General features: G+C 31.9%; 26 protein-coding genes and 2 tRNA genes. 22 read left to right on the top strand and 6 right to left on the bottom strand.

The features are described from left to right. Window positions 1-226: 226 nt before the first annotated feature. Window positions 227-805, top strand: a complete 579-nt coding sequence (locus tag OO775_RS05975; RefSeq protein ID WP_264846135.1) for a Crp/Fnr family transcriptional regulator — start codon at window positions 227-229, stop codon at window positions 803-805. 45 nt (window positions 806-850) lie between these two features. Here the strand turns inward: OO775_RS05975 and OO775_RS05970 are convergent, their stop codons facing one another. Together OO775_RS05970 and OO775_RS05965 are read right to left on the bottom strand one after the other, a co-directional pair. After that, on the bottom strand, window positions 851-1,321 hold the full coding sequence (locus tag OO775_RS05970; RefSeq protein ID WP_264846134.1) for a hypothetical protein: 471 nt from the start codon (window positions 1,319-1,321) through the stop codon (window positions 851-853). Then, on the bottom strand, window positions 1,302-1,568 hold the full coding sequence (locus OO775_RS05965; protein WP_264846133.1) for a hypothetical protein: 267 nt from the start codon (window positions 1,566-1,568) through the stop codon (window positions 1,302-1,304). The genes OO775_RS05970 and OO775_RS05965 overlap by 20 nt, the downstream gene beginning before the upstream one ends. 154 nt (window positions 1,569-1,722) lie before the next feature. Here OO775_RS05965 and OO775_RS05960 point away from each other — a divergent pair, with 154 nt between their 5' ends. From OO775_RS05960 to OO775_RS05935, 6 genes are all read left to right on the top strand, one after another. Then, window positions 1,723-2,136, top strand: coding sequence for a VOC family protein (locus OO775_RS05960; protein WP_264846132.1), 414 nt, complete (start codon window positions 1,723-1,725; stop codon window positions 2,134-2,136). A 193-nt stretch (window positions 2,137-2,329) separates the two neighbouring features. Then, window positions 2,330-3,244, top strand: a complete 915-nt coding sequence (locus OO775_RS05955) for a Dam family site-specific DNA-(adenine-N6)-methyltransferase (RefSeq protein WP_264846131.1) — start codon at window positions 2,330-2,332, stop codon at window positions 3,242-3,244. Then, complete coding sequence (locus tag OO775_RS05950; RefSeq protein ID WP_264846130.1) at window positions 3,244-4,302, top strand: DNA adenine methylase; 1,059 nt, start codon at window positions 3,244-3,246, stop codon at window positions 4,300-4,302. Before OO775_RS05955 ends, OO775_RS05950 begins: the two co-directional genes overlap by 1 nt. Further along, complete coding sequence (locus OO775_RS05945) at window positions 4,299-5,684, top strand: hypothetical protein (protein ID WP_264846129.1); 1,386 nt, start codon at window positions 4,299-4,301, stop codon at window positions 5,682-5,684. Before OO775_RS05950 ends, OO775_RS05945 begins: the two co-directional genes overlap by 4 nt. Window positions 5,685-5,921: 237 nt before the next feature. After that, window positions 5,922-6,779: an AraC family transcriptional regulator gene (locus OO775_RS05940; protein ID WP_264846128.1), complete on the top strand. Its 858-nt coding sequence runs from the start codon at window positions 5,922-5,924 to the stop codon at window positions 6,777-6,779. A 6-nt stretch (window positions 6,780-6,785) separates the two neighbouring features. Beyond that, a complete protein-coding gene (locus OO775_RS05935; RefSeq protein WP_264846127.1) occupies window positions 6,786-7,265 on the top strand; it encodes a hypothetical protein in 480 nt (159 codons plus the stop codon). Window positions 7,266-7,685: 420 nt separating this feature from the next. Here the strand turns inward: OO775_RS05935 and OO775_RS05930 are convergent, their stop codons facing one another. After that, entirely contained in the window at window positions 7,686-8,084 is a 399-nt protein-coding gene (locus OO775_RS05930) for an acyl-CoA thioesterase (RefSeq protein ID WP_264846125.1), read from the bottom strand. A gap of 194 nt (window positions 8,085-8,278) precedes the next feature. Between OO775_RS05930 and dnaA the strand changes: the two genes are divergently transcribed. The 5 genes from dnaA (at window position 8,279) to OO775_RS05905 (ending at window position 11,781) form a co-directional block, all read left to right on the top strand. Continuing rightward, window positions 8,279-9,706 (top strand): chromosomal replication initiator protein DnaA, encoded by a 1,428-nt coding sequence (dnaA, locus tag OO775_RS05925; RefSeq protein WP_264846124.1) that lies wholly within the window; start codon window positions 8,279-8,281, stop codon window positions 9,704-9,706. Further along, on the top strand, window positions 9,707-10,177 hold the full coding sequence (locus OO775_RS05920) for a low molecular weight protein-tyrosine-phosphatase (protein ID WP_264846123.1): 471 nt from the start codon (window positions 9,707-9,709) through the stop codon (window positions 10,175-10,177). Window positions 10,178-10,262: 85 nt separating this feature from the next. Then, on the top strand, window positions 10,263-11,480 hold the full coding sequence (locus tag OO775_RS05915; RefSeq protein ID WP_264846122.1) for a bifunctional folylpolyglutamate synthase/dihydrofolate synthase: 1,218 nt from the start codon (window positions 10,263-10,265) through the stop codon (window positions 11,478-11,480). 117 nt (window positions 11,481-11,597) lie between these two features. Continuing rightward, window positions 11,598-11,672, top strand: a tRNA-Val gene (locus OO775_RS05910). Between the two features lie 34 nt (window positions 11,673-11,706). Next, window positions 11,707-11,781, top strand: a tRNA-Val gene (locus OO775_RS05905). Window positions 11,782-11,824: 43 nt separating this feature from the next. On the opposite strand, the gene uvrC is transcribed toward OO775_RS05905, so the two are convergent. After that, window positions 11,825-13,609 carry an excinuclease ABC subunit UvrC gene (gene uvrC / locus OO775_RS05900; RefSeq protein WP_264846274.1) on the bottom strand — a complete coding sequence of 595 codons (1,785 nt, stop codon included), beginning with the start codon at window positions 13,607-13,609 and terminating at the stop codon, window positions 11,825-11,827. A 390-nt stretch (window positions 13,610-13,999) separates the two neighbouring features. On the opposite strand from uvrC, the gene OO775_RS05895 reads away from it, so the two are divergent. From OO775_RS05895 to priA, 3 genes are all read left to right on the top strand, one after another. Next, a complete protein-coding gene (locus OO775_RS05895; protein ID WP_264846121.1) occupies window positions 14,000-14,182 on the top strand; it encodes a hypothetical protein in 183 nt (60 codons plus the stop codon). 76 nt (window positions 14,183-14,258) lie between these two features. Beyond that, the gene (locus OO775_RS05890; RefSeq protein ID WP_264846120.1) at window positions 14,259-15,173 is read left to right on the top strand and encodes a YihY/virulence factor BrkB family protein; all 915 of its coding nucleotides are present in this window, start codon (window positions 14,259-14,261) and stop codon (window positions 15,171-15,173) included. Beyond that, on the top strand, window positions 15,173-17,623 hold the full coding sequence (priA, locus tag OO775_RS05885; RefSeq protein ID WP_264846119.1) for a replication restart helicase PriA: 2,451 nt from the start codon (window positions 15,173-15,175) through the stop codon (window positions 17,621-17,623). Before OO775_RS05890 ends, priA begins: the two co-directional genes overlap by 1 nt. Window positions 17,624-17,629: 6 nt before the next feature. Here the strand turns inward: priA and OO775_RS05880 are convergent, their stop codons facing one another. Further along, window positions 17,630-18,538 (bottom strand): SAM hydrolase/SAM-dependent halogenase family protein, encoded by a 909-nt coding sequence (locus OO775_RS05880; protein ID WP_264846118.1) that lies wholly within the window; start codon window positions 18,536-18,538, stop codon window positions 17,630-17,632. Window positions 18,539-18,622: 84 nt separating this feature from the next. Here OO775_RS05880 and OO775_RS05875 point away from each other — a divergent pair, with 84 nt between their 5' ends. From OO775_RS05875 to OO775_RS05855, 5 genes are all read left to right on the top strand, one after another. Next, on the top strand, window positions 18,623-19,579 hold the full coding sequence (locus OO775_RS05875) for a PhoH family protein (RefSeq protein WP_264846117.1): 957 nt from the start codon (window positions 18,623-18,625) through the stop codon (window positions 19,577-19,579). 186 nt (window positions 19,580-19,765) lie between these two features. Beyond that, window positions 19,766-20,731 carry a phosphoribosylaminoimidazolesuccinocarboxamide synthase gene (locus OO775_RS05870; RefSeq protein WP_264846116.1) on the top strand — a complete coding sequence of 322 codons (966 nt, stop codon included), beginning with the start codon at window positions 19,766-19,768 and terminating at the stop codon, window positions 20,729-20,731. 33 nt (window positions 20,732-20,764) lie between these two features. Then, window positions 20,765-21,061, top strand: coding sequence for a preprotein translocase subunit YajC (gene yajC / locus OO775_RS05865; protein WP_309297243.1), 297 nt, complete (start codon window positions 20,765-20,767; stop codon window positions 21,059-21,061). Between the two features lie 117 nt (window positions 21,062-21,178). Next, a complete protein-coding gene (locus OO775_RS05860) occupies window positions 21,179-22,732 on the top strand; it encodes an SPOR domain-containing protein (RefSeq protein WP_264846115.1) in 1,554 nt (517 codons plus the stop codon). 43 nt (window positions 22,733-22,775) lie between these two features. Then, on the top strand, window positions 22,776-23,408 hold the full coding sequence (locus tag OO775_RS05855) for a 7-carboxy-7-deazaguanine synthase QueE (protein ID WP_264846113.1): 633 nt from the start codon (window positions 22,776-22,778) through the stop codon (window positions 23,406-23,408). A 5-nt stretch (window positions 23,409-23,413) separates the two neighbouring features. Here the strand turns inward: OO775_RS05855 and OO775_RS05850 are convergent, their stop codons facing one another. Continuing rightward, window positions 23,414-24,115 (bottom strand): class I SAM-dependent methyltransferase, encoded by a 702-nt coding sequence (locus OO775_RS05850; RefSeq protein WP_264846112.1) that lies wholly within the window; start codon window positions 24,113-24,115, stop codon window positions 23,414-23,416. A 123-nt stretch (window positions 24,116-24,238) separates the two neighbouring features. Here OO775_RS05850 and def point away from each other — a divergent pair, with 123 nt between their 5' ends. After that, the gene (gene def, locus OO775_RS05845; RefSeq protein WP_264846111.1) at window positions 24,239-24,826 is read left to right on the top strand and encodes a peptide deformylase; all 588 of its coding nucleotides are present in this window, start codon (window positions 24,239-24,241) and stop codon (window positions 24,824-24,826) included. A 20-nt stretch (window positions 24,827-24,846) separates the two neighbouring features. Further along, a complete protein-coding gene (locus OO775_RS05840) occupies window positions 24,847-25,272 on the top strand; it encodes a DUF5606 family protein (RefSeq protein ID WP_264846110.1) in 426 nt (141 codons plus the stop codon). The last annotated feature ends 49 nt before the right edge of the window (window positions 25,273-25,321 follow it).

Below are 25,321 nucleotides of genomic sequence, written 5' to 3'. Positions count from 1 at the left end.
TGCTGCGTATATCATAAGAAATCCCTGCAAGTGATGAATGTTTACCCATAGGATTTTGATAATTTCCATACAGAAAAGCATTCTGACTATGAAGGAATGAATTTCAACCTGCTTTACGCAAGAAGGAAAATGTATTTGTCCAAATAGGCAATAGGGGTTAGGTAATAGTAAGGGCGAAAAATTTTTCGCCCTTTTTTAACATAAAACTTAAAAGACTATATACAAAATGCAAACCACACTCAATTTTTCCACACTTTATACTCATCCGCTGATTTCGGTTGAACAACTTGAACGAATCAAGGCGGCACATCAGCAAGTGAGTTTCAAGAAAGGAGATTTTATTTTACAAAAAGGCGAAGTTTCTAGAAGCTATTTCACTTTGGAAAGTGGTATTGCTCGGAGTTTTGTCCACGATTACGAAGGAAACGACATTACTACAGGTTTTTTCTGTGAGCAGGAGTTCGTTATCAATGAATTGTCACTCTTCAAGCAACAGTCAAGCCTTGAAAACATCGTTGCCCTGACCGATTGCATAGCGTGGGAAGTGAAATTCGATGATTTTCAGCAGTTGTATCATTCCATTGCAGGAGTTTCGGAATGGGGACGACTTTTTATGACCGAAAAACTCTTCCAAACCCAACAGCGTTCGCTCGAGATGATTACGCTTCCCGCCAAAGACCGCTATTTGCAATTCCTCAAAGACAAGCCACAAGTAATTCAAAGCGTACCTTTAAAATACATTGCCACCTATTTGGGAATTACCGATACATCCCTGAGTAGGATTCGGAAGGAGATTGCATTATAAGTTAAATTCTTGCCTTATTGGCTCTACCTGAACCAGATTTTGTAACTAGTTATTATTCAAAAATATTATCATTAAAAATACAAATACTATTGTTACAATCAGTATTATGTACAAAGTGGATATAGTAGTTTTCTTTCTTTTTGCTCTGTCAAAGACCAATGTTTTTTCATCGATATAATGATATTTGAAAATATCTTTATCAATCTGTAAATCGGGACGATGTTGTACAATGTTTTTAATGAAAAAGGCTTCAAGTTCCGCCTCGTTTCGTGCAAAAATATACGCGAAAAGTGCATCTGCTTTTGTTTGAAAAAATTGTTGCCGTACATTACCCTTTTCATTGGGATAGAAAAAAACAATTTTAAATACGATATATTTTCCTCTGCGAATGGTTTTGTGAAACACATCGGAAATCATTCGGTTGTCGGATTTCTGAAATTTATCGTACAAAAAAGAAGTCTTCTTGCTATCCCGATGCACATAATGTAGCCCAATTTCATCTACATAAATTTGCATAATGGCTTGCGTTTTTAATCGTACTATCTTGCGTATTCCAAATATAAAAAAATAAGGTAGTAGCCCCGAATAAAAACAAAACTATGAACAAGTCTTCTGAGTCTGATTGATAACTTAAGCAGAGGACATAGAATATTACGGAATATGCTACTAATAATAGAAACCCCGTAAAAATAATAAACGCACGACTGAGCTTCATCAGCCAACCGATAGGCTGTAAGTCCATTCGTTTAGACGATTGTAGCATATTGGGTAAATTTCTGATATTATTGAATTTATTTTTGCAAAAATAGAAAGATTATCTACAGAATAATGTAAATGAATTTATTTCTTGTCCTATGGCAAGATTTTTTTCGTTCCGACTGCTTATTTTTGCCCTTAATAATTAAAACGATAAAAAAATGGCAACAAGAATCAATCCGTATTTGAATTTTAATGGGAATTGCGAAGAAGCGTTTAATTTCTACAAAAAGGCTTTTGGGGGCGATTTTACAATGGTGGTTCGTTCTGATGAAACTCCAATGCAAGTCCCTGAAAACGAGAAAAACCACATTATGTATATCGAACTTCCGATAGGCGAAAATGACAAACTAATGGGGTCGGACATTTTCGAATCGCTTGGGCAAAAACTTGTTACGGGCAATCACAACTATGTGAGTATTGCCGTAGATAGCAAAGCCGAAGCTGACCGCCTTTTCCACGCACTTTCCGAAGGGGGCGAAATAGAAATGCCTATGGAAGAGCAATTTTTTGGCTATTTTGGAGATTTTAAAGGTAAATTCGGTATCTCTTGGATGATTATTTTTGAGGGGTAAAACTTTTACCAAAATATAAATCTTTTTTCATAGACGACCTCAAAAGATGACTAATTCTATGAACTCTATGCAAGAAGGAAAATGTATCTTTCCAAATAGGCAATAGAAATCAACAAATAGAAAATAGTAAGGGCGAAGTATTTTTCGTCCTTATTTTAATATTTTTGTAACTTTGCAAACAAAAGAGTTGACATTGAAAAACATAATAAAATCACCATTAAATTACATAGGGGGGAAAAGTAAAATTTTAGATCAAATTTTACCTCTTTTTTCAACAAACATTAACTATTTTGTGGATTTATTTTCGGGAGGATGTAATGTAGGGATAAATGTCTCTGCTAATAAGGTGTTTTTTAACGACAATCTTTCCTTTTTGGTGGATATGTATAGAATATTTCAAAAAAATGAATTAGAAAAAATAACAAACTATATAGAAAATAAAATTAAAGAATTAAATCTTTCACAAACCAACGAAGCAGGGTATAAAACATTAAGAAATCAGTATAATCAAAATAAAAATCCTTTGGATTTGTTCGTTTTGATTGCCTTTTCATTTAATCATCAAATTCGCTTTAATAATAATCACGAGTTTAATAATCCTTTTGGAAGAGAACGAAGTAGTTTTAATCCTAAAATGAAACAGAAGTTAGTTGCCTTTATCAATAGGATAAAAGAAATTCAACCTGTTTTTTCTGATAAATGTTTTTCAGAATTTGATTTTTCAGAACTACAAAGTAATGATTTTGTGTATTGTGATCCTCCTTATTTAATAACCACAGGAACTTATAATGATGGTAAAAGAGGATTTAAAGGTTGGACACAAAAAGAAGAATATCAATTACTTGATTTATTAGATAACCTAAATGGAAGAAATATAAAATTTGCATTATCAAATGTTTTAGAACACAAAGGGAAGTCAAATGAAATATTGAAAAATTGGTTGAGGTATAATCCTAATTATAGGGTTAATTATATTGATTTTCATTATGCAAATTCTAATTACCAAACTCTTGTCAGGGATAAAAAAGCAAGTGTTGAAGTGCTAATAACTAACTATGAACCACCTAAAAAGCAAGACTTATTTTCAATTAACAATATTGAATTATAATGAGATATATAGGCAATAAAGAAAATTTGTGTGATAAAATTTATCATACACTGCAGATAAAAAATATAGAAGGAAAGTCTTTTTTTGATTTTTTTGCGGGAACCACGAGTGTAGGTCAATATTTTAAGTCAAAAGGATATAAAGTTTTTTCTTCTGATTTAATGTATTTTTCCTATGTCTTACAAAGAGCTTATATTACTAATAATAGTTTCGATTTGTTTGAGAAATTATTGCAAAATATTTTGATTGACAGCACAAATTTATTTGAAACGAATTTAGAAAAAGTTGTTTCGTTTCTTAATAAAATTTCAGGGAAAGAAGGGTTTATTTATGAAAATTATACGCCAACTGGAACACAAAAATTGGAACAACCAAGAATGTTTTTTTCGGATCAAAATGGAAAAATTATAGATGCCATTCGTTTACAAATAGAGCAATGGAAAGAAGAAAATTTAATCTCTATAAATGAATATTTTATCTTACTTGCTTGTTTGCTTGAATCGGTTTCTTTCTATGCAAATGTGGCAGGAGTTTATGCGGCTTTTCATAAAAAATGGGATCCAAGAGCGGTTAAGAAAATGGTTTTAAGACCTATAAAATTAATTACTAATAAGGAAGAAAATAGATCTTTTAATCAAGACTCTGTTGAGTTATTAGAAGAAATACAAGCAGATATTTTTTATCTAGATCCGCCCTATAACCAACGGCAATACGCTCCAAATTATCATCTTTTAGAAACTATTGCAAAGTATGATAACCCACAAATAAAGGGAGTATCAGGTATGCGAGATTATCAACAACAAAAGTCTAAATTTTGTAATTCTAAAACGGCATTAGAAGAATTAAATAAGATTGCTCTGAAAGGAAAGTTTAAATATTTAGTTCTTAGTTACAACTCAGAGGGAATTATGAAAGAAAAAGATATTTTCTCAGTGCTACAAAAATGTGGAAAAGTAGAATTAGTAGAATTTGATTATCTACGTTTTAAAAGCAATAATAACGGTGAAAGTAAACATAAAAAATATATTAGAGAACAGCTTTATATTTTGGAAAAATGAACAATCTTTGGATATTAACAGAAGAACGACCTAAGAAACAAGTACTTGCTGTAATTTTACAAAAATTCACTCAGGATTATAAATTATCGGGGTTTATTGATTCTATTAGAATTTTACCTATTTTACAAGGTGGAAAGTTTGCTTTTACTTATGAAGTAACAGGATTTCGCTGTAATAAGGTTAATAAAGTTTATATAAAAACTGTTTCTGGTAATTCGAGTTTTACAGATTTTTTAATTTTTAATCAAAAAGAAGAACCTAAACAAAAAGACATTCCTATTTATGCTATAGAAGAAACAAAAACGGATGATAAAGAAAGTCGGAATACAGGTGTTTATCAGCGTTGTTCAAAGTTTGTTTTTATTGATAGTTATTATCCGAACGCTAAAAAGATAATGCTTTATAATTTGCAGATAGAACAAAAGGAAAAGCCAACGGAAACTTATATTTTTGGAACAAGACTACTTTTAACATTGGGTGTTGAAATTTTAGGTAAAAAACTTGATAAAGATATATTTATTCCTTTTGAAAAAATAGACGAAGTTATTGATTTTAAAAATAATATGAGACATCCTCCCAAAGGAAATGTACCTATTTTGTTAAACAGAGAAAAAGATAAAATAGAAATATCGGGACGGCTTTTTAAAAGTAATGGACTTTCTCACGACCCTAATATTGGGGCTTTGAGTATTATTTCTGCTGTTTTGAGAAAATTAGGTTGGGAAAAGAGAATTGTAATCACCCAACACGGATTAGAGCAAAATCATATTGGAAAAACCAATAAATTTATTCAAATTGCTAATAAAATAGGAATAGAATTAGATAAATTAACTATTCCAAAAGTAGAAATGAATAAAAGTTATTGGAAATATGATAAAGATGGCGAAAAATTAGGAACAATATTTATACATTTGGTGGTTGAAAATTTTACGCAAGGATATTCTATTTTTGAAAATCACGCAGGTAGTGAAAAAGGTTACTTCATACCAAAACAAGGAGATCCTATTCCATTGGCAAAATATAAAGATCGGGAAAAATACAAGGCAGGAAATAAAGATGAAATAATACACATTCCTGACCTTATTCTTTTTGATTTTGATCGCAATGAGGTAATTAATATTGAAGGAAAAAAATATCAGTTTAGACATAATGGAATTTCCGAATTGGCTAATTATGATTATATTGAGAAACATTATATTAAAAAATATTACCCTAAAAGTAAAATTATTAGAACCGTAGTTTTGTACGGAAGCAAAGAAACCCGAATTATAGAGATTGAGATTGGATTTTTACTTAATGAGAAGGGACAACTTATTTTGGGAATAAAGGCTCCTAGACTTTTTCAAGAAGCGATTAAAAATTTATTAGATTTTTGGAATTAAAATAGAAATAGCACTTAAAAAAGATAAAATACATATTAGCAAATAGAAAATAGTAAGGGCGAAGTATTTTCGTCCTTATTTTTTTATAATTTCCTGATACATTTATAAACTTTGCAAAATTTCTTTTGTAACAGAGATAAAAAAATCTTTTCAAAAAACAATTTAGCAAGATAGGAAAAACAAAATTCTTTTAAACCTTATTACCTTTGTTTCAGAAATTTAAAAGATACAATACTGATGAATACAAAATCCACACAAGCAGACTACCGCGAACGCATAAACAAAGTACTCGAATATATCGGCAATCATTTAGATGAAAAAATAGAACTGAAAACCCTTGCCGAAATTGCCAATTTTTCGGAGTTTCATTTCCATCGCATTTTCAAAGCCTTTGTAAATGAATCTGTTGGTGCTTACATTACGCGTCTGCGGGTAGAGGCTTCGGCGATTTTGCTCCGATATTCTAATCTGTCGGTTGAGCAGATTTCGGAAAGAGTTGGTTATGAGATGGTTTCGTCCTTGTCCAAATCCTTTAAAAAGTTTTATGATGTAAGTCCTACCGAATACAGAAATAATAAAACATTATATATTATGAGAAAAGAAGAATTTATCACTGAAATCAAACTAAAAGCTCCAAAAATCATTGATTTAGAGCCGAAAAAAGTTGTTTATATTGCCCTTACAGGAACTTATGGAACACTCAATTACGGCGATACTTACGCCAAACTTTGGGCTTTCGTTAAGGAAAATAAGCTCTTTACGGCAGGTATTGAACATATTTGCATCTCGCACGATGACCCTAAAATTACGGAGGGAGACAAACAGCGGTCAGACATCTGTTTGGCGATTCACAAACCTGCCAAGCCTCAGGGCGAGGTTGGGGTGAAAGAAATTGAGGGAGGCAAATACGCCGTTTTTCACTATCAGGGTGCATACGACAATTTAGGGAAAGTGTACGACACAATTTTCGGAAAATGGTTGCCCGAAAGCGGTTACGAACTTCGCAGTATTGTTCCTTTTGAAAAATATTTGAATGATGCCCGAAAAACACCGCCTGAAAAACTTAAAACAGAAATTTATTTACCTATAAAATAATTAGCTATGACACTTACAAAAAAAGAAAAAACAATCGGAATGGTGTTGGCTTTTTTGCTGTTATTGCTGACACTCAGTGGCTCGTGGTATTTCTTTACGGAACTGAAAGTAAGTCTGTTACAATGGGTAATGTTCAACGCTTGTTCGCCTTCAAGTTTGGTCTATTTGCTTTGTTTTCTGCTGTTTATATGGAAGAAAAAAGCAGTTTTGTTGCCTCTTGTCCTCTTGCCGATGTATTATTTCGGAACGATGGGAATGTTTACTTTTGGTTGGAGCGGAGCCAATATTTTTGCTCAAATGTCGCATATCGTGATGACTTTGAATATTGTATGGGTGATTTATCTTTTTGTGAAAAACGCAAATTATCAGGCGTTTGCCAAAGGATTGCTATGGAGTATTTTGCTTTTTGTTCCTTATATCGCTTATGTGATGTACTATTGTCGAATCCACGCCGAAGATGTTTCTAAGCTATTACAGATGAATTAATTATAAAATTTTATTTTCTTAAAGAATACCCAATACAACTCCACCCCCACAGACGCCCTCAAGGCGTCTTTTCTTTTAACAGCATTTTAATACTAATCTACTGAAATTTTACCACTTACGGCACGGATATTGCTGCGTATATCATAAGAATTCCCTGTAAGTGATGAGTATTTACCCATAAGATTTTGATAATTCCCATACAGAAAAGCATTTTAAAGGTAAGGAAGCAAGGTTTGACCTGTATTATATAAGTTCTGCCCCATAAGAAATCAGTATTTACCGATAGGAAATGAATTATTACTGATAAGAAATAGATTTTGATTTATAAGAAATGAATTTTGACCAGTAAAAATCTTTTCATATAGATAAAAATATAAATAATCAGCAAAAATTTAATATTTAACCCTTTAAAATGGTGTTTTATGAGAGTTTTTCAAGAATAAAATTAGGGCATTTTATAGGTCGAAACGTTTTTTTATCAACAAAAACTAATATTGTATTGGCTATAGCAAGAAGTTGTTTTTGCTCGTTATAAATTTCGTAATCAAATTCTATTTTGCTTGTAGGCGTACTTTTTAAAGTAATTTTAACCGAAAGTAACTCGTCATATAGAGCTGGTTTTTTATAATTTATTTGAAGAGAAACCACAGGAAGCATAATTCCGTTTTCTTCCATTTGTTTGTACGAAATACCGATATGACGAAGCCATTCTACACGAGCAATTTCTAAATATTGAGGGTAGTTTCCGTAATAAATAACCCCCATTTGATCGGTTTCTGCATAGCGTGTTCTGATTAGGTGAGTAAAATGTTTTTCCATATAAAAATGCTTTTATAAATTATATTTCTTTTTGTTAAGAATAAATTAACTAATTGAAATTAAAATAAATCAAATTTTTTTTCAATAAAATTTTTTTATTTAAAAAATAATATGCAACTTTGCTTTTTGAAAAAAAGATGTTTTTTTGTTGATTGTTTTTGAGCGTTCAAAGATAATAAAAAAATTGTAAATTTATGAATAATAGTGTGCAAAATGTATGGACAAATTGTTTATCTTTTATCAAGGATAACATATCGGATGATGCCTTTGAGGTGTGGTTTAGACCTATTGAACCTGTCAAACTTACCGATGATAACACCTTGGTAATTATGGTGCCAAGTATGTTTTTTGCAGAATGGCTTGATGAGCATTATTTAGGACTTATGTGGAGTGCGCTTACTAAAGAACTTGGAACAAATCCTAAGCCTAAACTCGTGTATAGTGTTAAAATGGAAAACAATCCTAGTAAAGATGAGCAGGCTACTGAGCAACTTCCAAGTTCAAATAAGAAAAATAACAAAGATAAAATTGCAGTACCTCAATCTTCTGTTGAAATTTTCAATCCATATGTAGTACCTGGACTGATAGAAGTACAAGTTGATTCACAATTGAATCCTAACAAAAATTTCGATTCTTTTGTAGAAGGTGAGTCAAATCGGTTAGCACGCTCGGCGGGTATGGCTATTGCACAAAAACCAGGAGGAACTTCATTCAATCCACTATTTATTTTTGGTGGAGTAGGATTAGGCAAAACGCATTTGGTTCATGCTATTGGAAATGAGATACAAGAAAAATTTCCAAAGAAAAAAGTACTTTATGTTGAGGCAGAGGATTTTACCAAGCAATATGCTGATGCGGCAAAACGAAATAATCGCCCTGATTTTATTCATTTTTATCAACAAATAGACGTACTTATTATTGATAACGTACAATTTTTTGCATCAAAACAAGGAACACAAGATGTTTTCTTCCATATTTTTAATCATTTACATCAAAATGGAAAACAAGTTATTTTGACTTCGGACAAAGCTCCTGTGGATATGCAAGAGATTGAAAATCGATTACTTTCACGATTCAAATGGGGACTTTCAGCTGAATTGCAATCACCTGATTTTGAAATGCGTAAGCAGATTTTGACTAATATTCTATATCGTGATGGTATTCAAATGAAAGATGAAATCATTGAATATATTGCGCAGAATGTGAAAACCAATGTACGAGAACTTGAAGGAGTTAATACTTCACTTATGGCAGAGGCTCTTTTCAACAAAAAAGAAATTACATTAGAATTAGCTAAAAAATCAGTAGATAAAATAGTAAAAAATATCAAAAAAGAAATAACCATTGATTATATACAAGAGATGGTTTCAGAATATTTTCAGATTTCGTTGGAAGAATTACAATCAAAAACACGTAAACGCCACGTAGTGCAAGCGCGTCAATTAGCTATGTTTTTTGCTAAAAAATATACCAAATCTTCATTGGCAAATATCGGAGATCAAATAGGTAAGCGTGACCATGCAACAGTACTTCATGCCTGTAAAACGGTTGATAACTTAAATGAAACTGATAAACAATTCAAAAAATATTTTGCCGATTTAACCAAGCGAATAAGACAATAAATGAAACACAAGACAAAAATACTAATGGTTTGTTTAGGAAATATTTGTCGCTCGCCTTTGGCAGAAGGTGTGATGCGTTCTAAACTTGACCCGGAAAAATTTGAAGTTGATTCGGCGGGGACTTCTGATTATCATGTGGGATTAACTCCAGATCCTCGTTCGATAGAAGTAGCTAGAAAAAATGGAATAGATATTTCTTCACTAAAAGGAAGACAATTTACATCAGCAGATTTTGATTATTTTGATTACATTTTTGTAATGGACAAAAGTAATTATCAAAACGTTATTCGATTGGCTAAAACACAAGAACAAAAAAACAAAGTATCATTGCTTTTAGATGCCCTTGAATCAACTAATCAAGAAGAACTTCCAGACCCTTATTATGGAGATAAAACCCAATTTCGGATCGTGTTTAGCGCAATTGATAATGCATGTAATAAAATAACCAATAAATTAACAAACAAATCATAGAATGCAAAATTTAAGAATTAAAACCTCCTAAACTATTATGTTTAGGAGGTATTTTTAGTTTATAAAAAATATTTTTTTTCATAAGATGACAACATATCAGCAAACCATAACTTGGATGTTTAATCAACTTCCGATGTTTCAATCCAAAGGAATTTCGGCATTGAAACATAAATTAGATAATATTCAATTATTTTGTCAAGTTTTGAAAAATCCTCAGCAGAATTTTCCTTCGATTCATATTGGAGGGACAAATGGAAAAGGCTCATCGAGCCATGCAATTGCTTCTATTTTGCAAGAGGCAGGATATAATGTCGGACTTTATACTTCACCGCATTTGAAAGATTTCAGAGAACGAATTAAAATAAATGGGAAAGAAGTTTCGCAAGAATTTGTCGTACAATTTATTGAACAAAATCGTTCTTTTTTGGAAGATAATCAATTATCTTTTTTTGAAATGACTGTTGCTATGGCTTTTTCATATTTTTCTGAGCAAAGAGTAGATATTGCCGTAATTGAAGTTGGACTTGGAGGTCGTTTCGATTCAACTAATATTATAAAACCTGAAGTTTCGCTCATTACTAATATAGATAAAGACCATACAGATATATTGGGTGAAACTCTTGAAAAAATAGCTTACGAAAAAGCAGGTATTATTAAGGAAAATACACCTATAATTATTAGTGAGTATAACCCGATTACAGCTGCTGTTTTTCAGAAAGAAGCAATGTTAAAACAAGCTAATATTCAATTTGTTAATGATTTATCTGTTTCTTATTCTATGGATTTGAAAGGTAAATATCAGCAAAAAAATATAAAAGGAATTGTAGGAGTAATAAATGTTTTGCAACAAAAAGGCTGGAAAATTACCGAAGAAACTATAGAGAAAGGACTTGCAAATATTGTTAAAAATACAGGTTTAAAAGGTCGTTGGCAAGTGCTTTCTCAAAATCCTAAAATTATTTGTGATACAGGGCATAATAAACATGGCTTGACACTTGTTTTGGAACAACTTTTACAAGAAAAATACCAGCATTTACATATTGTTTTAGGTTTTGTTAAGGAAAAAAATATAGATGAAATATTGCCTATGTTTCCGCTACATGCAACGTATTATTTTTGTCGTCCTAATATTCCTCGTGGATTAGATGAATTTGTTTTGGCTCAAAAAGCAAACCAAATAGGTTTAGAAGGAAATTTTTATTCATCAGTACATAATGCTTTGGAAGCGGCTAAACGGCAATCTAGTAGTGAAGATGTGATTTTTGTAGGAGGAAGCACTTTTGTTGTAGCTGAAATTGTTTGAAAATTAAATCGTAAATACTTCATTATTAAGTATTTTAAAAAAAAATAATAAAAAACACAAAAAAATATTGTCAGATAAAAAAAATATATTATCTTTGCACTCGCAAATAAGCACAAAGGGTTCTTAGCTCAGCTGGTTCAGAGCACCTGCCTTACAAGCAGGGGGTCACTGGTTCGAATCCAGTAGGACCCACTTTGGTTAAACAAGTGTTGAAAAAATGTTATTAGGGCTCTTAGCTCAGCTGGTTCAGAGCACCTGCCTTACAAGCAGGGGGTCACTGGTTCGAATCCAGTAGGGCCCACAAAAAATCCTCAACTTAGTTGAGGATTTTTTTATAAATATATTTATAGTTTAGCCAATCCATCAAATACTTTTTGTGCTCGAGACCTCCCTACAATTTGGATAATATCTTCAAGCGAGGCTTCTTTTATTCGTTTGACCGATTTGAAATGAGAAAGTAAAGCAGTTTTAGTTTGTTCGCCAATACCTTTTATTTGGTCGAGTTCGGATATAATTGCAGTATTACTTCGTTTTTGTCTGTGAAAAGTAATTCCAAACCGATGGGCTTCATTGCGTAGCTGTTGAATAATTTTTAGCGTTTCTGATTTTTTGTCCAAATACAACGGAATACTATCTTCGGGATAAAAGATTTCTTCTAATCGTTTTGCAATTCCGATAATAGCTATTTTACCACGTAATCCTAAAGTTTCTAACGACTTAACTGCCGAGGAAAGCTGTCCTTTGCCTCCGTCAATAACAATGAGTTGGGGTAGGGGGGCATTTTCTTCTAAAAGTCGTTTGTAACGCCGATAAACGACTTCTTCCATTGAAGCAAAATCATTAGGACCTTCTACAGATTTTATATTGAAATGGCGATAATCTTTTTTACTTGGTTTGGTGTCTTTGAAAACAACGCAGGCTGCCACAGGGTTTGTTCCCTGAATATTAGAGTTGTCAAAACATTCAATATGTCGTGGAGGGACTGATAGATGCAAATCTGCTTGCATACGTGTTAGAATTCGATTGGTATGTCGCTCAGGGTCAATGATTTTTACCTGTTTGAAGCGCTCTTGTCGATACATTTGAGCATTGCGCTGTGAGAGTTGTAAGAGTTGAAATTTTTCACCTTGTTTCGGGATAGTCAATTGCAAATTTTCAGCAATTGTCAGTGGAAAAGGTACAATAATTTCTTTGGAAGTTGAAGAAAAGCGTTCTCTAATATCCATAATTGCCCATTCGAGCATTTCGCGGTCGGTTTCATCTAATTTTTTCTTCATTTCGATGGTATGAGCGCGAATAATAGCCCCATATGCTACTTGCAGAAAATTAACATATCCGTATTCTTCATCAGAAACAATAGAAAAGACATCAATATTGTGAATTTTGGAGCTAACAATAGTTGATTTAGCTTGATAATTTTCCAAACTTTGCATTTTTTCTTTAATATCCTGAGCTTCTTCAAAGCGAAAAGTCTGTGCGTGTGCGTTCATTTCTTCTTTGAAGTGAGAAATAACATCGCGTAAGTTACCTTTTAAAATTTCTTTGATTTGTCGAATATATTCGTTATACTCTTCTTCGGATTGTAAGTCCTCACAAGGACCTTTGCAATTTTTGATATGATATTCTAAACAAACTTTGAATTTTTTATTTTTAATATTTTGAACAGAAAGTTCGTGAGAACATGTACGAAGTGGATAAAGTTCTTTAATCAAATCAAGCAATGTACGAACTACTTTCAAGTTAGTATAAGGGCCAAAATATAGTGAACCATCTTTTATAATACGTCTTGTAAAGAAAACACGTGGGAAACGTTCATTTTTTATACAAATCCACGGATAACTTTTATCATCTTTGAGTAGGATATTATAACGTGGTTGGAGTTTTTTGATTAGATTATTTTCTAACAAAAGAGCGTCGTTTTCGGTCTCAACGATAATATGCCGAATGGTTACTATTTTTTTGACAAGTACACGTGTTTTGCTTGATTCGTGTAATTTGCTGAAATATGAAGAAACTCTTTTTTTCAAATTTTTGGCCTTTCCTACGTATAATATTTTATCATTTTCATCAAAAAATTGATAAATTCCAGGTGTATCAGGTAGTGTTTGTATTTGTATTTCAATAGGAATAGGTTTCACAAGTTTCTATTTAAAATGCAAAAGTAAGCAAAAAGATGTAATACACCATCATTAAAGTTATTTAAATTTTCATCAGAAGAGTATTCAAAAACAATGAAAAATATTTATTATGTAAAGAATTACGCTATGGGTAATTTTAAAAAAAAAAAGATTAAAATTTTACCAATATTTGTGTTTCCAATTGATATAATGAAGTTTTCTTTTGTATTAACATTTGAAAATGTAAATTTTATTATTGATAATCATTTTAGATATATTTTGTGTAAAAAGCACTTGTAAAAATTTATAATGATTCTAAATTAGTAAGGATAAAAATAAAAATGTTAAAATTTTATTTTTTTTAAAAAAATTAGTATCTTTGCCTTTTAAAATAGGATTTTTATGCAAGTAGATTTTTCTTTTCAAGAGTATTTAGGCTTCTTAGCCTTTTTAGCCATTGCAGGTATTGGTTTTTGGCTGATGATTTTTTTGCTTACGTATGTTATTCCTTATTGGTTGACAGGAGCGTTTTTCGAACGAATCAGAGAGAAACGTCAGGCAAAAAGAGTTCAAAATCAAGCATAATTTCGATAGCTAAAAGAGGTGATAGGAGCAAATATGTTGTTTTTATTAGAGCTTTTTATTTGTAAATCAATATGTTATGTCAGTAGAAATTGAACAACAATTAGCCAAAATACCTATTTTGAGACAAGGAGTACAATTACTCAAAAGTATTCCTCTTAACAAAAAGGCTTTTTCGTTGTACGATTTACTTGAATTATATATTGTAGGAATAGTTAAAGGAGCTTTAACTTATCGAGCAAGTGCTATTGCATATAGCTTTTTTGTAGCTATTTTTCCATTTTTATTAGTTGTTTTGAACTTAATTCCGTATGTCCCAATTCAGGATTTCCAGCAAGATTTTTGGTTTTTTATAGACAATCTTCTTCCTGCGGGAACACACGATTTTTTCAAAGAAATTTTTTTCGATATTGCAGGTAAAAAACGGGCAGGCTTACTATCAGGAGTTTTTGTCCTTTCGCTTTTTCTGACGGCTAATGGAATAAATGCTATTTTTGGAGGATTTGAATATTCGTATCATATTCAAACAACTCGCAATGCGATTCGTCAGTATTTTATCTCTGTTTTAGTGGCTCTTATTTTGATATTTTTATTACTTCTATCAGTTATTTTATTATTATGGTTTGAAGTATATATTGTTGAAAATCTTGAAAATATGGGTGTTCTGTACGAAAATGCAAAAATTATTGCTTTGGGTAAAAAATTGTATTTTGTTTTCGTAGTTTTACTCATAATTTCTGTCTTATTTCTTTTTGGAACTCCCGAGAAAGGACTTCGATTTTTCTCAGCAGGTTCTTTTTTGACAACTATTCTGATTATTTTAACAACATATTTGTTTGGTATTTATATAGAAAGTTTTGCACGATATAATCAATTATATGGTTCTATAGGGGCTTTGCTTATTTTTTTGCTTTACATTTGGCTCAATTCTACGATTGTTTTGCTTGGTTTTGAACTCAATGCATCTTTGTTGCGTCTGAAAAAATCGAACTGATGTTTTTTGTTGATGTCATATTGCCTTTACCGCTTCGTCAGTTATATACGTACCAAATTAATCAAGACGAAGCTCTTTTCTTAAAAGAGGGTATGCGAGTAGCTGTGTCGTTTGGTAAATCAAAAATATATACAGCAGTTGTACAAAAAATACATAATCAAAAACCTGTTTATCAGACCAAAGAAATTGAATATATTTTAGATGAAAAACCAATTATAACTTCTTTTCAATTATCTTTATATCAGTGGGTTAGTAATTATTATATGGCTTGCCAAGGCGAAGTGTTAAAAATGGCATTGCCAAGTGCTTTTCTGTTAGAGAGTGAAACGATGGTCGAAAGAGCCTCACAAGAAATAGATACAAAGCAACTTACTGATAATGAATTCCTTGTATATGAAGCATTAGGAAGAGCAAGTTCGCTTTCAACACAAGAAATAGGTAAGATTATTCATAAAAAAAATCCGATTTCTGTAATAAAATCATTAGTTGAAAAAAAGGCTATTCGATTAACAGAGAAAATACATGAAAAATATCAACCTAAATTAGTAAAATATATTCGGTTAAATGCTGAATATCAGTCAGATGATGCATTGAAAAGAATGATAGAATCTCTCTCTGTTCGAGCCATAGAACAACGAAAATTAATACTCGCTTTCTTTTCAATGCAATCTCATAAAATAGCTCAAATAAAAGCCTCTGATTTACTTGAAAAAGCACAGACCTCATCGTCTGTTTTAGCTTCTTTAGTGAAAAAAAATATTTTTGAAGAATATTACCTTCAAACCGATAGAGTATCGTTTCAACAAAGTGAAGAAAAAATATTTAAACTTACGGAAAATCAGTCTTTTGTCTTAGATGAAATTAATCGATATTTTCAAGAAAAATCAGTTGTATTACTTCACGGAGTAGCCTCATCAGGAAAAACAGAAATTTATATAAAACAAATAGAAAAAATACTCTCACAAGGCAAACAAGTATTGTATTTGCTTCCTGAAATAGCTGTTTCGGTGCAACTTATACATCGATTAGAGCGATTTTTTGGAGAAAAAATGAGTGTGTATCATACCAAATATACAATTAACGAGCGAGTAGAGGTTTGGAATAATTTACTTGCCAATTCTCCTAAAACACAACTGATAATAGGTGTGCAATCGGCTGTTTTTCTACCATTTACTAATTTAGGACTAATTATTGTTGATGAAGAACATGATGTTTCTTATAAACAAATGGAAAATCCGCCTCGTTTACAAGCCCGCGATACTGCATTGGTTTTGGCAATGCAACACAAAGCTCAAGTATTGCTAGGTTCGGCAACTCCTTCGTTAGAATCATATTATAATACACAAATAGAGAAATATGGATGTGTAGTACTTCGAGAGCGTTATGTAAATATATTACAGCCTGAAATTCAGCTTATTGACATGAAAGATAAAGTCAAAAAAAAACAAATGAATGGGCATTTTTCAGATACGCTTGTTGAGGCAATTACTGAAACTTTACAAGCTAAAAAACAAGTTATTTTATTTCAAAACAGAAGAGGTTATGCTCCATTTTTGTTATGTGATACGTGTGGGTATATTCCTCAGTGTCCTAATTGCGATGTGAGCCTTACTTATCATCAGTTGCAGAAGCATCTTCGTTGCCATTATTGCGGATATTCGCAGGCTGTACCTCAAACTTGCATGGCGTGCGGAAGTTCCCATATAAGTATGAAAGGTGTTGGTACTGAGCAAATTGAAGAAGAATTAAATCGAATTTTCCCACAAGCTCGTATTGACAGAATGGATCAAGATACCACCAAAGGAAAATATGGATATGAGAAAATAATATCCAAATTTGAAAATTATGAAACGGATATCTTGGTAGGTACGCAAATGGTAAGCAAAGGTCTTGATTTTGAGAATGTTAGCTTAGTTGGAATCTTGAATGCTGATTTGCTGATACATCAACCTGATTTTAGAGCCGTAGAGCGTAGTTTTCAGCTACTTACGCAAATAGCAGGGCGTGCAGGAAGACATCACCATCAGGGCAAAGTCTTGATACAGACGTACAATCCGTATCAGTCAGTATTGCAGCAAGTGGCTAATTTTCAGTATGATACAATGGTAAAAGAACAACTTCACGAACGAAAAGATTTTCATTATCCTCCGCTGTATCGACTTATTCGTATCACATTCAAACATAGAGAAGAGTTGCGTATAAATCAAGCGTCGGAGTGGTTTGCTCAATCGTTACGAAACGGATTTAATAATTCGCTTGTGGAACTATTAGGTCCTGAATTTCCGTCTATTTCACGTATTAGAAATGAATATATTAAGCATATTTTGGTCAAATTTCCGCAAAGTATTTCTCCTTCAAATATAAAAAAATACATACTTCGAGTAGAACAGAGTTTTTATTCGATTGCGACATATCGCCCTGTTAAGATAAGTTATAATGTCGATTTATGATTTATTTTATTGATTATCAATAAATTGGATACTTACAGGACTTCGGTATTCGATACCAAATAAAGTGGAAGCTGCCCCGATCGTTAGTGGATTTCCGCGATAGATAGCCAGTTCTAAATGTTGTAACTGATTGAAAATAAGTATTTCATTAGCTAATATTTTTTTATTTGACTTGAATTCAATATCGTTGTATTGTGTATATATTTCTTGTATAGAAATATTTTTGAAATCAACCCCTTTAAAGAATACATCAAAACGCCTTCCTTGTGCATGTTTTTCAATGAGTTTTTTCGAAATATTAGAAATCACATTGCCGTAATGATCTATATAAATTACTTTTCCATCAATACGTTTTTTGTTTGCAAAAGGAGTATAATCGTTAGTAAAAATATGATTTTCAGTACGTTCTCCTATTTGTTCAAGAGGAATTTTCAATGTGATTTTTTCAGCCACATATGTTGCGAAATCAAGTGTAGGAAAGGTAGAATTTTGCCCTGAAAAAGGAATTTTATATACATCGCAAGGGATATTTTCTTCAAAAAGGAGGGAAAAAAATCCGTTATCAGCACAGATAAAATACTGATTTTGATAATAAGCTATTAGCAGACTTTTCTCAGAATGCAATTCGTCATCAATCCCGATAATATGTATTGTTTCGGTAGGGAAATATTTGTACGCATTGCGCAGTACGTAAGCGGCTTGCATTATGTTGAAAAGTTCTATTTGATGTGAAATATCTACAATTCGAGCATTGGAAATAAGGCTGTATAGCTTACCTTTGAGAGCACCTACGGAGTAATCTCGCTCACCAAAATCAGTTGTCAAAGTAATAATATGCATTGTCCTGAAAACGTTATTCACAGATTTATTAACAAAGTATAGTTGATAAATTTTTTGCAAACCTACAAAACCCATAGCAATTTTTTATCTTTTTTTGAAAGTTTTTTTCAACAAAATGATTACCTTTGGGCTTTGATAATTTATAAATAATTAAAAACATTGAATCAGAGAATTATAGAATTAACACAAGTCAGTCCGCAAGTGTTTTTTGGAGAAAATAATAATAATATTGATTTATTGAAAAATTATTTTCCAAAATTGAAAATTGTAGCACGAGGTAATCAGATAATGGCTTTTGGTGATAAAGAATTACTAGATGAATTTGAACATCGAATAGAGTTGCTTATTGTTCATTTTAGTAAATATAATCAATTGGATACCAATTCTTTAGAACGAATTTTAACTACTGATAATTTCGAAATAAACGAGCCTGGTCAATCGAAAATAAGTGATATTATAATACATGGGGTGGGAGGGAAAATTATTCGTCCGCAAACACCCAATCAACGAAAATTGGTAGAGTTAATGCAAAAAAATGATATGGTTTTTGCCATAGGTCCCGCAGGAACAGGCAAAACTTATACTGGAGTGGCTTTGGCAGTTAAAGCATTGAAAGAGAGACAAGTAAAACGAATTATTTTGACACGACCTGCCGTAGAAGCGGGTGAGAATTTAGGTTTTTTACCAGGAGATTTGAAAGAAAAACTAGACCCATACATGCAACCTCTTTACGATGCGTTGTATGATATGATTCCAGGGGAAAAATTGCGCCATTTTTTAGAGAATGGTACTATACAAATAGCGCCTCTTGCATTTATGAGGGGAAGAACACTTGACAATGCTTTTGTCATCTTGGATGAGGCTCAAAATACTACACATGCACAGATGAAAATGTTTTTAACTCGAATGGGGAAAAATGCTAAGTTTATGATAACTGGGGATCCTGGTCAAGTTGATTTGCCTAAACGTGTAATCAGCGGACTTAAAGAAGCATTACTTATTTTGAAAAATACGAAGGGCATTGGGGTGTTGCATTTAGGTGACAAAGATGTTATCCGTCATCCGTTAGTTAAGGCTATTATCAGTGCATACAAAAATATTGAACAAGAAATTTAAATAATCATAACAATAATAAAAAGCAGATTTTTAAGAAAAAAATACTTTTCTGAACAATAAAAGTTTATGAAAAATAGGTATTAAAGAATAATTATATGTCAGAATAATAAAGAAAACGAAATTTTTAATCGTTAAAATAATAAAATTTTGTACATTTGCAAACCCAGATAAAACTTTAATTATTCTATGAAACAGACCATTGTACATACCAATTTTTCTTTTCCAAAACAAAAATCAGTTTATAAAGGAAAAGTACGTGATGTATATTTTATTGATAATGAGTTGCTTGTGATGATTGCCACAGATAGGCTTTCGGCGTTTGATGTTGTATTACCTAAGGGAATTCCTTATAAAGGGCAGATACTTAATCAGATAGCAACTCGTTTTATGGAACTAACAAAGGATATTGTTCCTAATTGGCTATTGGCAAGTCCAGACCCTAATGTAGCGATAGGACATTGGTGTGAGCCGTTTAAAGTAGAAATGGTAATTCGAGGCTATTTGTCAGGATATGCTTTTCGTGAATACAAGCAAGGAAAACGAAAATTATGTGGAGTACCTCTCCCCGAAGGGATGAAAGAAAATGATATTTTTTTCAATCCAATAATAACACCAACAACCAAAGCTGATAACGGACAGCACGATATGGATATTTCTAAAGAAGAAATACTCAAACAAGGCATTGTCAGCGAGGCAGATTATGAAATATTGGAAAAATATACTTATGCATTGTATGAACGAGGTTTGCAAATAGCTGATAAACAAGGGCTTATATTAGTTGATACCAAGTACGAATTTGGAAAAACCAAAGACGGAAAAATTGTCCTTATTGATGAGATACATACACCCGATTCGTCTCGATATTTCTATAAGGAAGGATATAAAGAACGTCAAGATAGCGGAGAAGCTCAAAGACAATTATCTAAAGAATTTGTACGTCAATGGCTTATTTCTCAAGGATTTCAAGGCAAAGATGGACAGCAAATTCCTCAAATGTCAGATGACTATATACAATCTATCTCGGATAGATACATCGAATTGTACGAAAATATCTTGGGAGAACCCTTTGTAAAAGCTGATATTTCTAATATACAAGAGCGTATTTATAATAATGTATCAGATTTCTTGAACGAAAAAGGATATATAATCTAAAAAAATTAACAAAAATACTAAATATATATAATTATGGTAATATTACAAGCAGCAGGAGGAGCTAATTTTATGTTCCTTATACTAATGTTAGGATTGATGACTTTTATTTTTTGGCAAAATATTAGTCGTCAAAAACAAGAACGAAAATTTGCCGAATCACTCAAAAAAGGTGATAGAGTAGTTATGAAAAGCGGGCTTCACGGCAGAATAGCAGAACTTACTGATACGTCAATTATTATTGAAACAATGGCGGGGAAGTTAATGTTTGACCGCTCAGCTGTTTCGTTGGAATACACACGAAAAATTCAAAAAATAGAAGAAGCAAAATAATTTTTGCACAAAATTTAACTATAAATTTGGTATGAAATACCAATAGTTATGCTCACAAATTGAGATAGAATAAGGAAAAATTTGTTTTATCTCTGTTTGTGATTAAATTTTTTTCAGATGATTTACAAATATTTCAATATAGTATTTTGCTTATTATTTTCAGAAGTTATTCTTGGGCAAAGTAAAGATTTTAAAATACGTTATCAGTCTGAATTACAAGGAGATATGACTGTAATTGGTAACTCAATTGTCAATAGAAAAGCGATTTTTGCCAATACAGACAAGGCTTATAATTCGATTGAAGATAATGCTAAAACAAATGATAATTTCACAATGGCCTATGTGAATATAGATGATTTTACGCACAATTTTTCATCAAGTAGCGCATACCTAACCCTTAATACTGCTGATAGAATGACAATACGTTATGTAGGGTTGTATTGGACGGCTACTTATCCTTATGAAGAAGGAAAATTATCTGGAAAGAAATACACGCCAGTTAGTTCAGCTCGCAAACCCTTTGATGTAGTAAAAGTTAAGTTTCCTAATATGACTGAATATCAGACAATTGTAGGAGAAATTATTTATGATGGAAAAGGTGTGAAAAACCAAGAAAATGCTCCATATGTTGCATATGCAGATATAACTTCACATGTTGAAAAATTGTCCAATTGGCAAGGTGAATATTTTGTGGCAAATATTCGTTCGGCGATAGGTGAGGTAAAAGGTGGTGTTTCGGCTGGTTGGTCTATTGTTTTTATCTATGAAAAAGAAGGTAGTCCTTTACAAAAATTTATTTCGTATGATGGATTTATTCCCATAGAGAAAAAATCAAAATCAATTGTATTTAAAGGATTTAAAATACCCGAAAGTAACCAAACTCCAATGAAGTTACTTATGGGAGCTCTGGGAGCAGATTTAGCAAAAGAAGGAAGTATTTTTTCGTTGGCTTCTTCAAAAGGAGAAGTATTACTACGAACCAGTACGCGAAGTGTGGGAAATTTTCTCAATAGCTCTATTACTGAAAATAATGAATATGTGTATAATCGTAAGCCATATAGTCTTAATACCTTAGGTTTTGACATTGTTACACTTGATATTACTGACGAAAATGAAATACTATCAAATGAAATCTCAGAATTGACAATGAAATTTTCTTCACAAGGAACACCTTCGTATCTGTATATGAGTACATTGGCTGTTCCAACGATTTCAACTACAAATGCAGAACCATCAAATTCTATTTTGCAAGAAACAAAAAATATTGTGAAAATAATTACAAACCAAGAAGAAAATCTATCAAAAAGCGATATTTCAACAAAAAATCTTTCAAAAAAAGTAGTAACAGACGGCAAAGTTGAAAAAGAAAAATCTTCACAACCTGTTTATACAGTGGCACTTACCAATATCCGTGCGGGGTATTATACCATTTTGGGAGCCTATTCTTCCGAATCAAATGCACAAGGATTTGTACAGAGCCTTCAAGATAGAGGAATAAAAGCCTCATACTTTTTTAATGAAGTAAAAAAAATATATTATATTTACGAATCATATAGTGTAACTTATCAGGAAGCTGAAAGGAAACGAGCGGATATTCGTATGCTCAAAGCTACAGATGAACAATTATTCAAGGACTTGAAAGAAGCTTGGATTATGGAAGTAAAAAATTAAAGAATAAAAAGAAAAATTTTAATTTTTTGATTTCTGATAAAGTATGTTGAATAAAGAGATACAATTATTAGTAGAAAAAGGTGAAATGCTTCCGTTGATGGAAGCATTTTATACGATACAAGGCGAAGGATTCTATAAAGGAACAGCTGCATATTTTGTTCGTTTAGGAGGTTGTGATGTAGGATGCCATTGGTGTGATGTTAAAGAGAGTTGGAACGCAAATCTACATCCGCCTACTCATATAGAAAATATTGTAAATGAATCTATTAAGTATTCTAAAACAATTGTAGTTACTGGGGGAGAGCCACTTATGTGGGATATGTTTCCTTTGACTAATTTGCTCAAACAAAAAGGTATGAAAACGCATATAGAAACCTCTGGGGCATACACTCTTACAGGTGTTTGGGATTGGATATGTCTTTCTCCCAAAAAAACGAAACTTCCCACAGAACAAGTTTGCAGTAAAGCCGATGAACTTAAGATGATTATTTACAATCGGCACGATTTGATTTTTGCAGAAGAAATGGCACAAAAGGTAAGAGAAAATTGTATTTTATATTTACAACCCGAATGGAGTAGAAAAGACAAAATGATACCCGAAATTGTTGCGTATGTAATGGAAAATCCGAGGTGGAAAGTTTCTTTGCAAATGCACAAATATATGAATATACCGTAATCTAATTATTTTGTAATTCTTGCTAAATAATCAAAATGTTCGCCTTCGAAAATTAACTCACAAGTCATACCATTAGCTATTGTGGCATTTTGTAAAGTATTAAAATCAATATACATCCACGGAAAGGCAGCTTCTTCTTGATTTTTGTAACGAATAATATAATTGACCTCTCCGCGATAATCGTGAAGCAACGGAATATCATAACTTCCATCTTCATTTTGGTCAAACATATAGATAATATCCGACGAATCGGTAAGTATCTGTCCATTTTCGTTCAAAAGGGATTTTAATTTTTGTAAAAAAATATCAAGATAACGAAGTCTTCCACAGATACCAGCGCCATTCATTAGCAGAAGAATGGTGTCAAATTTACCTTTTACTTGCATAATATCTTGATTTATAGCATTTTTTATACCTCGTAATTTGCATACTTCAATAGCTTTGGGTGAAATATCAATGGCTATAACATCCATGTTTTTTTCTTGCAAATATACCGAATGCGAACCTGCTCCACAACCTACATCAAGTATTTTGCCAGAAGCCATATCAAGTGCTTTTTTTTCTAAAAAAGGCATCTGCTGGTAAGTTCTGAAAAGATAAGAGAGAGGTAACTCGTCTTGTTCAGAAATATCGGTTTCAGTCTTTAAATTTTCAGTATAATTTCCTGAAAAATAGTCATATATTGCTTTTCCAAATAAATCTTTCATTATATTTTTTTGCAAAGATAGGGGTTTTGACAGATTTTTTTCAAATATATCTTTAAAAAAATTAACTATAGTCTTTTTACTTTCCAAAATTTATCTATCTTTGCAGACCTAAAAAGAAAAGTTATGGTATTACCAATTGTTGCGTATGGAGACCCTGTCTTGCGAAAAGTATGTGAGCCTATACAAAAAGACTATCCGAAACTTAAAGAGTTAATTGCTAATATGTTTGATACGATGTATTCAAGTAGTGGTGTAGGTCTTGCCGCACCTCAAATAGGCAAGCCGATACGTTTGTTTGTCATAGATACAGAACCTTTTTCCCAAGATGAAGATTTGTTAGAAACAGAAAAAGAATTTTTAAGCAACTTCAAAAAAGTCTTCATCAATGCTCGAATTATTGAAGAAAAAGGAGATGAATGGACTTTTAACGAAGGTTGTTTAAGTATTCCTGGTGTAAATGAAGATGTAAAACGCAAAGGAACTATTGTTGTTGAATACCAAGATGAGCAATTCAATCTACATCAGCAGACTTTTTCAGGCTTGGCAGCGCGAGTTATTCAGCACGAATATGACCATATTGAGGGAATTTTATTCACAGATAAGCTTTCTTCTTTCAAAAAACAATTATTAAAAGGTAAATTGACAAATATCAGTAAAGGGAAAGTCAGTGTGCGTTATCGTATGCACTTTCCTGACCAGAAAAAGAGATAATTAATTAATTTAAAATACAAATGAAATTGGACAAAATTTTAGCCATTTCGGGAAAACCCGGATTATATCAATTGCAATCACAAACACGAACAGGATTTTTAGCTATTTCGCTTTTGGATGGAAAACGAATCAATGTAGGACTTAGAAACAATGTGAGTTTGCTTTCCGAAATAGCAATTTATACTTTGGAAGAGGAAAAACCACTTCACGAAATTTTCAAAGCCATCAAAGAGAAGGAAAACGGAAACAAAACAACTATTTCACACAAAGCTGAAAAACACGAATTGGAAGAATATTTCTTTTCTGTATTACCTAATTATGACGAAGATAGAGTTTTTGCCAATGATATTCGCAAAATAATTCAATGGTATAATATATTGATTGACAAAGGATTATTGGAAGAAGAATCTTCAAGTGAAGAAAATAATAAACAACAAGAGAAATAATAGTTCTAAACAATATTGCCTCTACTTAGAAACTTATTTTATGATAGTT

It is taken from the genome of Capnocytophaga catalasegens (assembly GCF_026005215.1).
GTDB classification, from domain to species: Bacteria; Bacteroidota; Bacteroidia; order Flavobacteriales; family Flavobacteriaceae; genus Capnocytophaga; species Capnocytophaga catalasegens.
Note: the sequence above shows the minus strand (reverse complement) of the source record. Positions and strands in the feature narration are given on the sequence as shown.

Bases quoted from the DNA above. Each gene is read 5' to 3' on its own strand.
- OO775_RS05930 (WP_264846125.1), bottom strand. From the start codon at position 8,084: ATGGAAAAACATTTTACTCACCTAATCAGAACACGCTATGCAGAAACC.
- OO775_RS05935 (WP_264846127.1), top strand. From the start codon at position 6,786: ATGACACTTACAAAAAAAGAAAAAACAATCGGAATGGTGTTGGCTTTT.
- def (WP_264846111.1), top strand. From the start codon at position 24,239: ATGGTATTACCAATTGTTGCGTATGGAGACCCTGTCTTGCGAAAAGTA.
- OO775_RS05890 (WP_264846120.1), top strand. From the start codon at position 14,259: ATGTCAGTAGAAATTGAACAACAATTAGCCAAAATACCTATTTTGAGA.
- priA (WP_264846119.1), top strand. From the start codon at position 15,173: ATGTTTTTTGTTGATGTCATATTGCCTTTACCGCTTCGTCAGTTATAT.
- OO775_RS05965 (WP_264846133.1), bottom strand. From the start codon at position 1,568: ATGCTACAATCGTCTAAACGAATGGACTTACAGCCTATCGGTTGGCTG.
- OO775_RS05940 (WP_264846128.1), top strand. From the start codon at position 5,922: ATGAATACAAAATCCACACAAGCAGACTACCGCGAACGCATAAACAAA.
- OO775_RS05855 (WP_264846113.1), top strand. From the start codon at position 22,776: ATGTTGAATAAAGAGATACAATTATTAGTAGAAAAAGGTGAAATGCTT.
- dnaA (WP_264846124.1), top strand. From the start codon at position 8,279: ATGAATAATAGTGTGCAAAATGTATGGACAAATTGTTTATCTTTTATC.
- yajC (WP_309297243.1), top strand. From the start codon at position 20,765: ATGGTAATATTACAAGCAGCAGGAGGAGCTAATTTTATGTTCCTTATA.
- OO775_RS05870 (WP_264846116.1), top strand. From the start codon at position 19,766: ATGAAACAGACCATTGTACATACCAATTTTTCTTTTCCAAAACAAAAA.
- OO775_RS05860 (WP_264846115.1), top strand. From the start codon at position 21,179: ATGATTTACAAATATTTCAATATAGTATTTTGCTTATTATTTTCAGAA.
- OO775_RS05970 (WP_264846134.1), bottom strand. From the start codon at position 1,321: ATGCAAATTTATGTAGATGAAATTGGGCTACATTATGTGCATCGGGAT.
- OO775_RS05920 (WP_264846123.1), top strand. From the start codon at position 9,707: ATGAAACACAAGACAAAAATACTAATGGTTTGTTTAGGAAATATTTGT.
- OO775_RS05950 (WP_264846130.1), top strand. From the start codon at position 3,244: ATGAGATATATAGGCAATAAAGAAAATTTGTGTGATAAAATTTATCAT.
- OO775_RS05895 (WP_264846121.1), top strand. From the start codon at position 14,000: ATGCAAGTAGATTTTTCTTTTCAAGAGTATTTAGGCTTCTTAGCCTTT.
- OO775_RS05975 (WP_264846135.1), top strand. From the start codon at position 227: ATGCAAACCACACTCAATTTTTCCACACTTTATACTCATCCGCTGATT.
- OO775_RS05945 (WP_264846129.1), top strand. From the start codon at position 4,299: ATGAACAATCTTTGGATATTAACAGAAGAACGACCTAAGAAACAAGTA.
- OO775_RS05880 (WP_264846118.1), bottom strand. From the start codon at position 18,538: ATGGGTTTTGTAGGTTTGCAAAAAATTTATCAACTATACTTTGTTAAT.
- OO775_RS05915 (WP_264846122.1), top strand. From the start codon at position 10,263: ATGACAACATATCAGCAAACCATAACTTGGATGTTTAATCAACTTCCG.
- OO775_RS05840 (WP_264846110.1), top strand. From the start codon at position 24,847: ATGAAATTGGACAAAATTTTAGCCATTTCGGGAAAACCCGGATTATAT.
- OO775_RS05960 (WP_264846132.1), top strand. From the start codon at position 1,723: ATGGCAACAAGAATCAATCCGTATTTGAATTTTAATGGGAATTGCGAA.
- OO775_RS05850 (WP_264846112.1), bottom strand. From the start codon at position 24,115: ATGAAAGATTTATTTGGAAAAGCAATATATGACTATTTTTCAGGAAAT.